At 38.5% G+C, this 13,857-nt stretch carries 13 protein-coding genes and 1 riboswitch; of the genes, 9 read left to right on the top strand and 4 right to left on the bottom strand.

The window, feature by feature from the left end:
• Positions 1-163: 163 nt before the first annotated feature.
• Complete coding sequence (locus ADU22_RS12205) at positions 164-631, top strand: GNAT family N-acetyltransferase (protein WP_053362395.1); 468 nt, start codon at positions 164-166, stop codon at positions 629-631.
• 72 nt (positions 632-703) lie between these two features.
• Here ADU22_RS12205 and ADU22_RS25505 read toward each other — a convergent pair whose 3' ends face one another.
• Positions 704-901: an aspartyl-phosphate phosphatase Spo0E family protein gene (locus ADU22_RS25505; protein WP_053362396.1), complete on the bottom strand. Its 198-nt coding sequence runs from the start codon at positions 899-901 to the stop codon at positions 704-706.
• A gap of 265 nt (positions 902-1,166) precedes the next feature.
• The gene (locus ADU22_RS12215; protein WP_053362397.1) at positions 1,167-2,147 is read right to left on the bottom strand and encodes a Rieske 2Fe-2S domain-containing protein; all 981 of its coding nucleotides are present in this window, start codon (positions 2,145-2,147) and stop codon (positions 1,167-1,169) included.
• A 232-nt stretch (positions 2,148-2,379) separates the two neighbouring features.
• Between ADU22_RS12215 and ADU22_RS12220 the strand changes: the two genes are divergently transcribed.
• From ADU22_RS12220 to ADU22_RS12245, 6 genes are all read left to right on the top strand, one after another.
• Positions 2,380-3,720: a uracil-xanthine permease family protein gene (locus tag ADU22_RS12220; RefSeq protein WP_053362398.1), complete on the top strand. Its 1,341-nt coding sequence runs from the start codon at positions 2,380-2,382 to the stop codon at positions 3,718-3,720.
• Between the two features lie 207 nt (positions 3,721-3,927).
• A riboswitch (glycine riboswitch) is annotated at positions 3,928-4,008 on the top strand.
• Positions 4,009-4,145: 137 nt separating this feature from the next.
• On the top strand, positions 4,146-5,531 hold the full coding sequence (locus ADU22_RS12225; protein WP_053362399.1) for an amino acid permease: 1,386 nt from the start codon (positions 4,146-4,148) through the stop codon (positions 5,529-5,531).
• A 353-nt stretch (positions 5,532-5,884) separates the two neighbouring features.
• The gene (locus ADU22_RS12230) at positions 5,885-7,162 is read left to right on the top strand and encodes an ATP-binding protein (protein WP_053362400.1); all 1,278 of its coding nucleotides are present in this window, start codon (positions 5,885-5,887) and stop codon (positions 7,160-7,162) included.
• A gap of 64 nt (positions 7,163-7,226) precedes the next feature.
• The gene (locus ADU22_RS12235; RefSeq protein WP_053362401.1) at positions 7,227-7,847 is read left to right on the top strand and encodes an NAD(P)-dependent oxidoreductase; all 621 of its coding nucleotides are present in this window, start codon (positions 7,227-7,229) and stop codon (positions 7,845-7,847) included.
• A gap of 156 nt (positions 7,848-8,003) precedes the next feature.
• Positions 8,004-8,486 (top strand): AraC family transcriptional regulator, encoded by a 483-nt coding sequence (locus ADU22_RS12240; RefSeq protein WP_053362402.1) that lies wholly within the window; start codon positions 8,004-8,006, stop codon positions 8,484-8,486.
• 150 nt (positions 8,487-8,636) lie between these two features.
• Positions 8,637-8,870, top strand: coding sequence for a hypothetical protein (locus ADU22_RS12245; RefSeq protein WP_231687875.1), 234 nt, complete (start codon positions 8,637-8,639; stop codon positions 8,868-8,870).
• A 178-nt stretch (positions 8,871-9,048) separates the two neighbouring features.
• Here the strand turns inward: ADU22_RS12245 and ADU22_RS12250 are convergent, their stop codons facing one another.
• Both ADU22_RS12250 and ADU22_RS12255 read right to left on the bottom strand, forming a co-directional pair.
• On the bottom strand, positions 9,049-11,220 hold the full coding sequence (locus tag ADU22_RS12250; RefSeq protein ID WP_053362404.1) for a transglycosylase domain-containing protein: 2,172 nt from the start codon (positions 11,218-11,220) through the stop codon (positions 9,049-9,051).
• Positions 11,221-11,288: 68 nt separating this feature from the next.
• Positions 11,289-11,504 carry a hypothetical protein gene (locus ADU22_RS12255; RefSeq protein ID WP_053362405.1) on the bottom strand — a complete coding sequence of 72 codons (216 nt, stop codon included), beginning with the start codon at positions 11,502-11,504 and terminating at the stop codon, positions 11,289-11,291.
• Between the two features lie 544 nt (positions 11,505-12,048).
• Between ADU22_RS12255 and ADU22_RS12260 the strand changes: the two genes are divergently transcribed.
• Together ADU22_RS12260 and ADU22_RS12265 are read left to right on the top strand one after the other, a co-directional pair.
• Positions 12,049-12,525: a GNAT family N-acetyltransferase gene (locus tag ADU22_RS12260; RefSeq protein ID WP_502688743.1), complete on the top strand. Its 477-nt coding sequence runs from the start codon at positions 12,049-12,051 to the stop codon at positions 12,523-12,525.
• 143 nt (positions 12,526-12,668) lie between these two features.
• A complete protein-coding gene (locus ADU22_RS12265; RefSeq protein ID WP_053364552.1) occupies positions 12,669-13,766 on the top strand; it encodes an L-dopachrome tautomerase-related protein in 1,098 nt (365 codons plus the stop codon).
• The last annotated feature ends 91 nt before the right edge of the window (positions 13,767-13,857 follow it).

Below are 13,857 nucleotides of genomic sequence, written 5' to 3' on the forward strand. Positions count from 1 at the left end.
ACAGCCTCAAGACTCAAAATCACCAGAACGAGAGAAAAAGAGTCACTGACGAAAACTCGGGATCAAAAATTGAAGATGGAGGAAAAGAAATAGGGCAAAAATAGTGGAGAATTGATTGAAGTTTGGATTAGAGAGATTGATCTGCTGGTTTGAAGGAGGTTATATGCCATTGATTATTGGAAATATGAGCAAAGAATTTGCCGAAGAGATTTTAAATTGGCAATACGATGCACCCTATGACTTTTATAACAATAAGCTGACTGCTGATGGATTAAAGGAAATGCTTGAAAATCAGTATTATGCAGTACTGGACCAAAATGATAAGTTGTTTGGCTTTTTTTGTATTGGAGACGCTGCAAAAGTACCTATTGGCATTCAATTAGGTGGCTATTCTGAGGAATTCATTGATATAGGGATTGGTATGAAACCTGAATTAACAGGTCAGGGATATGGTAATACATTCTTTTCCTTTATTCTTGGACATATCCAGGACAATTTCAACGATGGCCCAATTCGATTAACGGTGGCAAAGTTTAATCAAAGAGCCATTCATCTTTATGAGAAATTTGGATTTGTTAAGAAAATGGAGTTTAAGAAAGGATCTACTGCTTTTATAACCATGGTTAAATAGATGTTCTAAATGGGTGCGTTGATCCTGGGATGCGCGCCCTTTTTGTTGAATTCCTTATTGGACAAATGGGTTCTATTGAATAAGGGATGTTTTATTCGACTTAGTTAATAAAATTTGATATCTTGCAATAAAGCTATCTAGTTTTTGACTAAGTTCAATCGTCTTCTTACTTGTAAGCCCTTCCTTAAGACCGGTCTCAATCATCTCTTGTCGCAACAATTGAATGCTCTGAACAAGGTTGCTTTTTTCAACACTATTTGAGGATAACATTGTAAATACGACTCCTTTTTCACTAAATACTAGAAAATAGTAACAGAAAATAGGAGGCTCTAACAAGTGCTTTTTACAAAATTGTACAAATAGTTTAATAATGCAACAGTTTGTGCAACGATGTAATGGAAATTTTTACTATTAAAATAAAACAATAAAAGCTGCCAAGTGAGAACTAAAGAAAGAACTAAAAGGTGCACTTTTTAAAGTGCACCTTTTAGTTCTTCTATTATAACCCAAAAGGGGAATAGGCAGCCACTTTCCTTTACGCGGTCCCCAGTGTGACTCCCAATTTTTTCAGGTATTGACGATAGGCAATGCTCATTCGGTCTGATTTTAAGGACAGCTCTGCCTGAAGGTCGAGAGGAAGCTCTTCTGGTTTCTGATTTTCAACAATTGGCTTGTCCTGGGCGAAAATCATATCCTGAAAGTCGGTAATTTCCTTGTCGGTTTGGCCTGTTTCGTAGTTAAACGATAGAATTCCATAGGCAATCGATTTTTCTTCAGTAACAGGACTAATCATCAGGATAATCTTCATTTTGCTGTCTGTTTCCGGGTCCCGTTTTATGAACTGGACAACCAGGGGGCGCAGGACTTCATAAGTATAATAGACATCCTTTGATTGGCCGGAGCCGTCGGGATCGGGCTGGAAGATTGAAATTTCATCGGAGAAAATCCGGCCATCTTCTACATGAACATCGTAATCTCCAATGACGGGATGCTCCTCCACCCCAAGATAGCCTACATGGACAAAAGCAAGGTGGCCCACATCAAGGAAATTCTCCACGACTCTTGGCGGAAGAGCATTTACTTCCTGAGGGCCCCATAGCACATTTCGGTAGGTTTCATCGGCAAACTCGGGATAGGGAAAGAATTCCGGGTCGTTGTTATTCAAATTAATCCAAACAAATCCGTATTCTTCTCTGCATAGGTATTTGATGGCTTTGGCTTTAAGCGGGATCGCCCGGCCTTCGGGAAGCTGCGGGATATGTGTACAGGACCCTCCAGAGTTGAACTCCCAGCCGTGATAAGGGCAGACAAGATTGCCGTCCTTCACGCATCCTAATGACAGGGCGGCCCCGCGGTGGATGCAAAGGTCCTTGAAGGCGTGGACACCTTCTTCATTACGGAAAAGGACAATCCGCTCTCCCATGACAATCTTTTGAATTGGATCCTCTTTTACATCCTCTATTTTACAAGCAACAATCCAGTCATTTCTTAGTACTTCGTCTTCTAATCTTTTCATGTTTATCCCTCCATGCTGAATTATTCTTGTCTTCATTTTATAATGAATCAGAAAAAAGTCAACGCAAAAGACGAACGATTAAATATTGGTTAATTAAAATGTTCGTTTTTAGTGTTTACTTTTCACAGTTTAGTCCTTATAATTCAAGTGAGAAATGTCACACATATGTTGACTAAAACAGTTATAGAAGGGTTCGTTCAATTAAAATCTCAATAACGGGGGGAACTGAAAAATGGAGAATAACAGTCAAAATCCGAACATAACTGTAGGGGTTGATGAAAAGGTCGGATTCAGCAAGGCGATCCTGCTTGGCTTTCAGCATGTCCTGGCGATGGACCTTTACATCGCACCAATCATTATCGCGGGCTTGCTGGCATTGGATACGATGAGCACGACCTTCTTTATTCAAATGTGCTTTCTGGCCGCAGGTGCTGCCACTTTGATTCAAACAATCTGGGGAATTCGCCTTCCGGTCGTTCAAGGTCCTTCCTATGTACCGATTGGAGCGTTGGCTGCGATTGGCGGCAAGCTTGGGTTGGGGGCCGTGTTTGGAAGTCTCCTTCCTGGGGCGATTCTGATAGCGGTTCTGGGGTATCCGTTAAAGGTGTTTGCGAAAATTGTCCGTAAAATCATTCCGCCTCTTGTCGGAGGAACTGTCATCGTCATCGTTGGAATCTCGCTGATGCCAAGTGCCTTTAACTCCATCTATCATGCTCCAGGAAATGTCGGCCATAACGTCATCATCGCAGCCGTCTCTGCAGCTGTCCTTGTCACATGCATGCTGCTGGGCAAAAAAGCGAAAGGGTACGGAACATTCTTCCGGTTGGTATCTGTAATTCTTGCGATCATTGCCGGTACCATTACAGCTTCCATTTTCGGCAGTGTTGATTTCTCGCCAGTAAAGGACGCAGCATGGGTCTCGCTTCCAAGCTTTTTCCCATTCGGCGCACCTGTGTTCGACCTTCAAGCCATGTTGACAATGGTATTTATTTATTTGATCATTCTCATTGAAACAACGGGTACATGGTTTGTCGTCTCGACTGTAACAGGCAGTGAACTGGATGATGAAAAGCTGAACAGAGCCTCGGCAGGAGAGGGGATTGGCTGCCTTGTCGGCGGACTGTTTGGGGGAACTCCGATGACCGGTTACTCTTCCAATGCGGGAATCCTCGCCATTACCGGCGTAGCAAGCAGAATGGTGATCATCTGTGCCGGAGTGATTCTTGTTATTCTAGGTCTCATTCCCAAACTATCCGCGATTATCACATGCATCCCTGAACCAGTGATTAACGGGATTTTTGGAATCGTATGTGTAGCGATTGTCATGAACGGCTTAAAAGTGATTCAGCATATAGACATCAATGACCGCAATATGATGGTTATCGGAATCCCGATTTTATTGACACTTGGCACCGTCGTTCTTCCTAAAGAAATTCTTTACAGTTTGCCTGACTTTGCGAACTATATCCTTTCTTCAGGAACGGCTGTAGGTGCTATCGCCGTGCTGGTACTGAACTTAATTATCCCGAATGAGAAGGTTCCTTCAACTGAACCAGCCCAAAAATCAGCATAAAGAATTTTCTGCTTGAAAAGACCCCTTTGCATGAACTCGCCAAGGGGTCTTTTAAAACCAATTGGCGTTTTACCAATGTGAGATTATGATTTAATTGATTGACAAAAAATTTAACTCTTGATAAAATCATCTATTATTCGAAGATAACATTTTTATAAAATTTAATAAGCAGTTAGCTATGAATGTTATGGGATCAAAACTATAGCAGGAGCAGCTTCTGGAGAGATCGCGGGAATTGCGCGGCGCCGAAGGGTTCACAATCTCAGGCAAAAGGACAGAAGAGTACAGAATATTTATTTGTTATTTTAATAATTATTATTATTTTTATAATAAAATTATTCTTATTCTTTTATCTAAGAGATTGGAGTGCATCCAATCTCTTTTTTTATTGGTTTTATTAATTCATCACGTAGGAGGAGTCAGGATTGGCACAACAAGAATTAAAGAGAGACTTAGCAAATCGGCATGTTCAATTAATTGCAATTGGAGGCACCATTGGTACGGGATTATTCTTGGGCTCTGGTAAAGCCATACAACTCGCAGGCCCATCCATCATTCTTGCTTATTTAATCGTGGGGGTTGCCCTGTTTTTTGTTATGAGGGCACTAGGGGAACTGCTGTTGTCCAAAGCAGGTTACCTTTCGTTTACGGATATTGCTCAGGATTATCTTGGACCACGGGCAGCCTTCATAACCGGATGGACATATTGGTTTTGTTGGATTGTGACCGCCATGGCCGATATTATTGCAGTTGGTGTTTATGTACAATATTGGTTTGATATTCCGCAGTGGGTACCTGCCATCATCTGTTTGATTATTTTATTAGGCCTTAACCTATTAACTGTTAAGCTTTTTGGAGAATTGGAGTTTTGGTTTGCTTTAATAAAGGTCATTACTATTCTCGCTTTAATTGTGGTGGGAGTTATCTTGTTAGTGATAGGCTTCGAGACAAATACAGGAAGGGTTACAGTTGAAAATCTTTGGGAACATGGTGGTATGTTTCCGAACGGTATTTCAGGTTTCCTGCTTTCTTTGCAATTAGTTGTATTTGCCTTTGTCGGTATGGAATTGGTCGGTGTATCTGCTGCGGAAACATCCAATCCGGAAAAAAACATCCCCTCGGCCATTAATAAAATTCCTTTGAGGATTCTGTTTTTCTACGTTGGGGCACTTATAATCCTTCTATCTATTAACCCATGGACAGAACTTAATGCAACAGAAAGCCCTTTTGTTAAAACGTTCGGTTTAGTTGGAATTCCTATTGCCGCAGGAATTATCAATTTTGTCGTATTAACTGCAGCCGCTTCAGCCGGAAACAGCGGGATGTTTTCAACAAGCCGGATGCTATATAACCTAAGCAACAATAAGCAGGCACCATCAAGTTTTTCAAAACTGAATAAAAATCATGTGCCAGCAAACGGTTTATGGGTGTCCACACTTGTCGTATCAGTAGGAGCTCTTTTGAGTAAACTCCTGCCGGAACAGGCTTTTGGAATCGTAACCTCCATTAGTGCGATTTGTTTCATTTGGGTATGGAGTGTTATTCTGCTTTCTCATTTAAAATATAAAAAAACATGTCCGGAATTACATGCAAAATCGAAATTCAAAGCTCCACTGACACCATTTATTAATTATGCTGTCCTGGCGATGTTTGCTGTTATTCTAATTATTATGCTGATTGCAGATGAAACGCGGCCTGCGTTATTGCTGACACCTATCTGGTTTATACTATTATATGCTTTGTATTCTTCTCGAAAAAAGAAAGAAGAAAATGGAAGCATAAATATCAGCATAGAATCATCAATAAAATAATTTATATGCCATTTTGCCGGGGGCTGTAAAATCGCTCCTTTATCAGACTGGGCGAACGGAACCAAAAGTAAAATAAAAAGGGTGATTGCCTTTCTGTCAGCAATCACCCTTTGTGAACTTTAAGGGAAGGAATATGACTTTTTTATAATAATGGCAAGAGGCACAAATTCAATGCCAAAAAATTTCTTGATCATGCGTTGTTTAACTTAAGGGACTATTATACTATAGAAAATATAATGTATATTTTGATGGTTCAATCTTTGAAAAAGTTTTCTGAAAATTCCAGAAATGCATTCACTGTATTGGTAAAGCGATTGTTAATCCTTAGATCAAAGAAAGATTGGTGTCGCTGTATGGATCTATATACGAAAGAATTAATTATCAGTTTTTTACTAGCTTTATTTCCTTTGTTCATATGGCAATTGTTTTATCTTTTACATTATATTTATCAATTTCAATGGGTTAAAAAGTGGATGTTTGCAGTTTTTCCGCTACTCTCCATTATTTTATGTATGACATTTCCTATTGCTTTAATTGAACCTTTAATTCTAGATCTCCGAAGGATTCCCCTGATTTTAGGCACCCTATATGGAGGATATAGGGTAGGGTTTTTGTTATTAATTGTGATAATATCTCTTCACTATTTATTCGGGGGAGAAGCATTTTATAATTCATATTTTATTTTGTTATTAACAGCTGTATGTGCAGGATTACTCTCCAGGTATTATGTAAAGGTATCTCTCAAAAAGAAAATATTGATAAGTAGTTCACTAATCCTACTTTCGTTAGTAGTATTTCCAACTCAAACACTCGTTAGTTCTGGGGTAATGACCAATATTCGAATAGAACATCTGCTCATTAATGTTATAAGCATGGTGATTTTTACTGTTTTAGCTGAGGTCATCATGTTTAATTTTGATTTGTTGCAAAAATCAATGAAAGCACAGAAATTAGAAGTTGCAAGTAATCTTGCAGCCAGTATTTCTCATGAAATTGGAAATCCACTTACCGCCACTAGAGGATTTATCCAACTTCTATCAGATGAAAAAATTTCATTTGAGACAAGGGAGAGGTATCTGAAAATCGCAGCACAAGAATTGGATCAAGCAATAGACACAATCAATGATTATTTAATTTTTGCAAATCCAGCATATAAAGAAAAAGAAGAAGTGTTTATTTTTAAAGAACTAAAACATGTGGTTGAGGTCCTTAGTCCCTTGGCGAAATTTAATAATGTTAAAATAAATACTTCCCTAATAGGGAATGAGGATTATTATGTTTTAGGAGAACGAAAAAAATTCAATCAATGTCTTCTGAATTTCGTGAAGAATGGAATTGAATCCATGCCAAAAGGCGGGGAATTACAAATTTGTTTAAACAGTGAAGGGGCATCTACTATTAATCTTTCGATAAAAGATGAAGGAATTGGTATGTCCAAGCAACAAATGAACCGCCTGGGTGAACCTTATTTTACGACTAAAGAAAACGGAACTGGATTGGGATTGATGGTTGCGTACAGTGTTATCAAAAGCATGGGTGGGGAAATCGATGTGCAAAGCGAACTTGGGAAAGGGACCTGTATTTCTATAAATCTCCCCCAATACTTTCATCCTGTTAGCCGAGTTAATTAAAGGATTCAGAAACCAAATGTTTATGGTAAAGGTCAATATTTGTATTCGTAAAAGGAGATTACTTTTGAATATTTTAATTTTAGGAGCAACTGGACGAGTTGGAAGTCAAATGGTTAACTATGCTCTTCATGACAGACATCATGTTACTGCATTAGTTCGTACTCCAGAAAAGATTCAAATAAATAATGAAAAATTAACTATTATTCGAGGTAATGTTTTAAATAAAAATGATATCGTAGGTGCAATGTACGGGATTGATGTAGTTATTAGTGCGCTAAATACTGATGGAGCAACAACTTTGTCTGAAAGTATGCCACACATTATTGAGGCAATGGAAAACGAAGGCATACAACGGATTATTACTATAGGAACTGCAGGTATCCTGCAAAGTAGAACCAACCCAAAGTTACTGCGTTATCAGTCAAGTGAATCAAAGCGTAAATCAACCCGTGCAGCAGAAGAACATCATAAAGTTTATGATATGCTGAAACAATCGACACTTGATTGGACGATTGTATGTCCTACATATTTACCCGATGGAGAAAGAGAAGGTCAATATCGAATTGAACGAAATTTTTTGCCAGAAGGTGGAATGAAAATATCCGTTTCTGATACAGCGGAATTTAGTTATCGTCAAATAGAAAATACTGATTATGTCCAATCACGTGTAGGAATTGCCTACTAATAATATTCTCTTGCACTACTACTTGCTGTCAGAAGGCAAAATTTATTGTTTGTGAAATAATGTCTTAAACAAACGGGGCAGGATTGTGAAAGCAGGAATTTCATCAATAGGTAGCGAAAGTTAGAATTATATTTTCACTTTGGGAGATGCATAAAATTGGATATCGTAATAAAGGAATTACCTGAATATGAAGTAGCATTTATAAGACGTATTGGAAGTTATTTTGAACCCCAAGAACATTGGGAAGATTTGATTAACTGGGCAATTAACAATGGACTTTATCCTCCAGCACAATCGTTTATAGGAATATCATTGGATAATCCTGATTTAGTTGAAGGTAATAATTGTCGTCACGATGCGTGTGTTACAATTCCTAAAGGTTTTGAAAAAGAGAAGCATAATGAAATGCAATTCAAAAAGCTGGATGGTGGACAGTATGCTTTGTATCAATTTTATGATGTACCCGAAAAGCTGAATCTTGCTTATCAATTTATATTTGGACAATGGTTGCCAAATAGTCATCATGAAGTAGACAATAATAGATATAACCTTGAATTTAATATGAATAACCCTGCCGAAGACCCAGAAGGGAAATGTAAGGTTGATCTATTTGTACCTATAAAGAGTAGAATATCTTGAACTAAGGGGTGCGTTGGTCCAGGAAGGATAACCGCCTTTTTTGTTGAGTTCCTTATTAAACATACGGGTTAGTTCAATAAGGATTATGGTTTTTTGTAGAAAAGTTATTGGGATTTAAGTAAAAAATGTTCAAAAAGGGGATTTACAATGGTGGGAAAGCGGAAATTTTCAGTTGCAGTATTCTTATTAAGTCTTTCTTCATTATTTATTTCGATTGGCTTATTTTGGAATCTGGGTATTTTTGTTGATGAGTATGGTTTAAGCCCTGACATTGTTAATGGTGGAGATTTTTGGCTCACAATGGATTGGTTAAGGTTAATATTACTGTTATTGCTCTGTGTAGTTTCTGTTATTAGTATTTTTAGTGCTAAACAAAATAAGTAAATAAAAGCAAAAACATTGTGAAGAATTACACTTAAAGGTGTTTTTGAAACAAAAGCACACGTTGGTAATCACGTGTGCTTGTTTGGTTATGAACCGCCCTGCTCGAGAGGTAGCCCGTTTGTATACGGTAAGGTTCACCGTTTGAAAACAACCTGGCCGATCATATTGGTTCATTATTCTAATCCTTCTTCTTTTCTTTCTTTTTATCCTTATTATCCTTTCCCTTATTTTTTCCATTCTCCTTATTCTCTTTCTTTTTTTTCCTTTTTTCCTCGTCGTTCTTTTGCTTGATTGGCTTTTTCTTCTTTTTGTCGTCTTTTTTCGGCGTAGGTGCTGGAGGCACGAAATATCGTTTAACGCCTTTTATATACAGTTCATTCCGGATTTTTTCGACAGAGTCTGGCTGTACAAAGCGACTCTCGTCCGCGTAACTTTGCATCATCGTTTTAAAGATGCTTTGGGCGATTTTCGTATCGTTCCTTGTCAGATAATTCCCTGGACCGTTTTGGGCATAGCCTGTCCATACGGCCATCGTATAATCGGTCGTATACCCAGCAAACCAACTGTCGTTGGTTGCGTCTTCAGGATAGCCGAATTTACGGATGACATTTTCATCGAAGTTGGTGGTTCCTGTTTTCCCCGCGATATCTGCACCAGGAATGGCAGCTAGTTTCCCTGTTCCATTCGGTGCATTTAGGACGCCCCGCAACATATCGGTAACCATGTACGCGGTATAGTCCTGCATTACCCGCTCCGCTTTCGGCGTAAAATCAATCACTTCTCCATCCGGGAATTCAACTTTTGCCACAAAATGAGGCTTTGTATAGTTTCCTCCGTTAGCAAACGCACCATAAGCACCGACTAATTCAACCGGGGTAACCGTGTTGCTTCCAAGCGAATAAGATTCATATACTACACCCTTTGGATAGGTGATGCCGAGAGCTTCCGAGAATGTTTTGGCCTTCTCTAAGCCAACGCTCTCTAATGTCTTTAAAGCAGGGATATTTCTCGATTCAACTAGCGCTTCACGAATCGACATCATCCCTCGGTAATTCGTATAGGCATTGCGGATCGGGTCTCCTGTTGAATATTGATAGGGAGCATCTTCAATTTGATGATATGTGGACCAATTTAAATATTCGATCGCCGGTCCATAATCAAAAATGGGTTTAAACGTTGAACCTGGTTGACGTTTCGAATCTGTAACAAGATTATGTCCCCGGAACTTCGTTTGATGCGCTTCTCGGCCACTTCCAATTGCCCTGATTTCTCCTGTTTTTGAATCCATAAAAACAAAAGCCGTTTGAAACCGCTCATTCGGGTATTGAACTTGTTCTCCTGAGACAACCGAATCCGCAAGCTCTTGCGCTTTTGGATCCAGCGTTAAGTATATCTTCAATCCATCTTTCGTAATGTCAACGTCCTCTAACTGTGTTTCCACTTCTTTTACGGCCGCGTCTAAAAAGGATACATAAGGCATACCGTTGTGATCTTTTTTCTCCGCAAGTCCATCTGTTACTGGGACTTGTTTCGCTGCTTCCATTTCACTTGTTGAAATGTATCCATGCTTATGCATTAAAGAGAGGACAACATTTCGTCTGTTTGTCGCTGCTTGTTGATTTTCCGCCTTTGTCGGGTCATAATTATTCGGACTTTGCGTTAATCCTGCAATCATCGCTGCTTGAGAAAGGGTTAGTTGATCAAGCTCGTCCACATCAAGCCCGTAATAATTTTTAGCTGCCGCAGCCACTCCATAAGAACGGTTGCCAAGATTGATTTTATTTACATACATCGCAAGAATTTCTTGTTTGCTATACTTATGTTCCAGCTTATAAGCTAAGTACCATTCCTGTACCTTCCGTTTAATTGCTTTTTCAGGAGACAGAAAGGAATTTTTGATTACTTGCTGGGTAATGGTACTTCCACCCTGGCTGCCAAATTCCCCTGTTACGTTTACGAAAATCGCTTGCGCTGTCCTCAATAAATCCACGCCTTGATGCTCATAGAAACGGCTGTCTTCCGTCGCAAGGATGGCTTCCTCGAGTCGCGCAGGAATTTGATCATACGAAATTTTCGTGCGATGCTCCGTTCCATACTCGTGGATAAAATGACCGTCTTTGTCATAAAACTTCGATGACAGAGGGTCTTCTAATTTTGCCTTATTAAATTCAGGGACATCCTGTATAAAGGCATATACACCGCCCCCTAAGATCGTTAAGCTAAGGAAGCTGATTATCAAAAAGCCAATGCACAGTTTTTTAAAGAGTTTAGGAGGTTGTTTTCGTTTCTTTTGTTTGGTAGCTGCTTCAGCAGCCTTACGTTCTTCGCGTGTTTTATATGCAACTGTCATGATGTTAAAATCCTACCTTTTATACATTATTCAAAGACTGTTTGATTTTTAAAATGGCTGTTTAAAATCTATTCATGATTCAAAGAAGAAACACGAATATAACGGATCTGGGAGGTATCAAGGCGATCAAGACCTTGCTCCGAACGGATCTTTAAAAAGTTTGTTGTGGTAATCTTTGGGATCACCTCATCAAAAATTTGCTCGGCGGTACTATTCAACTCTGTTACGACCCTTTCCGTTTTTACATGATTTTCAAGAATATAACTGACTCGGAAGTTTTTCATAAAACAACACCTTCTATTTCAATTCATAACCTTTTTATTATACTTATATAAGATTCGACTAGATTTTCTTTTTGTGGGGGGTTTCTATGTAAAAGGATCCTTTCCTTCCGAAATACCTTGAAATATGCCAATAGTACTGTACATATTTAAATATTCTTTGTATTTCCCTTAATAAACTTTTCATAGGGAATTATAAATGCGTTCCATAAACAAATTAACTAATATTCATTGTCCGACAATAAGGTTCCTTGTTAAAGTAAGAATTCACCACCTTCTTGTGGAAGTCCTTATTGAACAAATGGGGCAGGTTAGCATTCCTTTAATAACTTTGTGAATAAATGGACTTAAACAAACGGGTGCGTTGATCAAGGAGGATTAACGCTATTTTTGTGGAATTATATTACCTAAATAAATAGGGCAGGTTTGTTGATGAAGTCTTATTTTAAAGAGGATAAGAATGAGGAGTAAACAAGCATTGAAAGCAAGCCTATTGCTTAAGTATTGGATGATTTCAATAGGAATTTAAATTAATAAAATGTTACTAATGAGGGGGATTGCATTGGAGACAGAAATAAGGTTTAGAATGGCTGCTGAAAAAGATTTAGAAAGTATTGTTTCAATGCTTGCAGATGATGTTTTGGGGAGTAAACGGGAGCGTTATGAACACCCACTTCCTAAGAGTTACAAAATGGCATTGGAGGCTATTACATCTGACCCTAATAACGAATTAGTAGTGGCTTGTGACGGTAATGAAGTGATTGGAGTCCTACAAATTACTTTTACACCATATATAACACATCAAGGGGGATGGAGAGCTACCATCGAAGGAGTGAGAACATCAGCTTCCGTAAGAGGGAAGGGTGTAGGTACTGAACTTTTAAAATGGGCGATTTCGCGTGCAGAAGAACGTGGTTGTCATTTAGTACAGCTTACAACTGATAAAAAAAGGGAAGATGCGTTAAGGTTTTATGAACGGTTAGGTTTTAAAGCAACGCATGAGGGTTTTAAGCTAAAGCTTTAATAACTTTTTTAAAACCAAAATGAAATTTCGAAAACAATCAATTCAATCGTTTTTCGTTTATAAAACTTATTAAGAAATATGCACTGGGAAAAATTTAAATCATATAAAGGAGATATCCCGTTTGAATGCTTGAGGAGGATATTATGAAACCAATGTTACCTAGTGAAAAATATTTCGGTAATTTAGAACTGGTTTATGCATTTTATGGGGCTATGCCTACAGGTGTTTCTGTTTCAGAAACCGGTCGTATTTTCATTTGCTTTCCGAAATGGGGAGACGATGTTAAATTTACGGTGGCGGAAATTGTTGAGGGTAAATTGCAGCCTTATCCTAATTTACAAACCAATTTGGTTAACCCCGAGAATATCACAATGACATTCATCAGTGTCCAAAGTGTAGTTACTGATGGAAGGGGAACGCTGTGGATATTAGATACAGCGGCACCTAATTTTTCTGAACCTATTAAAGGGGGGGCAAAATTAGTAGCTGTTGATTTACAAACCAATACAATAAGAAAAGTATATACCTTTACTGAAGATGTTGTCCTGCCTACAACTTATCTGAATGATGTCCGTTTTGATTTTCGTGTTGGAAAAGAAGGTTATGCCTATATAACGGATTCTTCTTCAAGAGGACCAGGAGCTATTATCGTCGTAGATTTATCAAGTGGAAACGCGTTCAGACGGTTAAATGGGGCAAATTCAACTTCACCCGATCCTTATTTTTTACCGAAAGTAGAAGGTCTAATTTTAATGAATCGAAACAAAGATGGTTCAACGTCTCCATTTAGATTGGCGTCTGATAGTATTGCGATTTCTCCTGATGGAAAGATATTATATTTTGCTCCACTAACCAGCCGTCATTTGTTTTCGATCTCAACAGAAGCCCTGAGAGACAGAACGATACCGGACATTGATTTACCCTATCATGTGGAGTATTGGGGAGAAAAGGGTGCGTCTGATGGAATGATCACCGATGCAAAGGGGAATGTTTATGCTGGAGATTATGAAAACAACTGTATCCGTAAAATATTGCCAAATGGCACAATGGAAACTATCGCACACGATCCGAGAATTTTGTGGCCAGATACTTTTTCAATTGGTCCGGATCAGTATTTGTATGTCATTGTGAACCAATTACATCGGCAGCCTAGATTTCATTATGGTAAAGACTTACGACAGAAACCTTATAGTTTACTTCGTATCAAAATTGATGAATTTCATGCTCTAACCTTTTCATAAAAAATAATGTAAAACAAAAACGAGTAACAAGAGGTATAAATAATATTTACTTCTGGGAAATAAACTCAAAATGGTTTACTAGGAACAGTTT

The organism is Bacillus sp. FJAT-27251 (assembly GCF_001273925.1).
In the GTDB taxonomy this organism is placed as follows: domain Bacteria; phylum Bacillota; class Bacilli; order Bacillales; family Cytobacillaceae; genus Mesobacillus_B.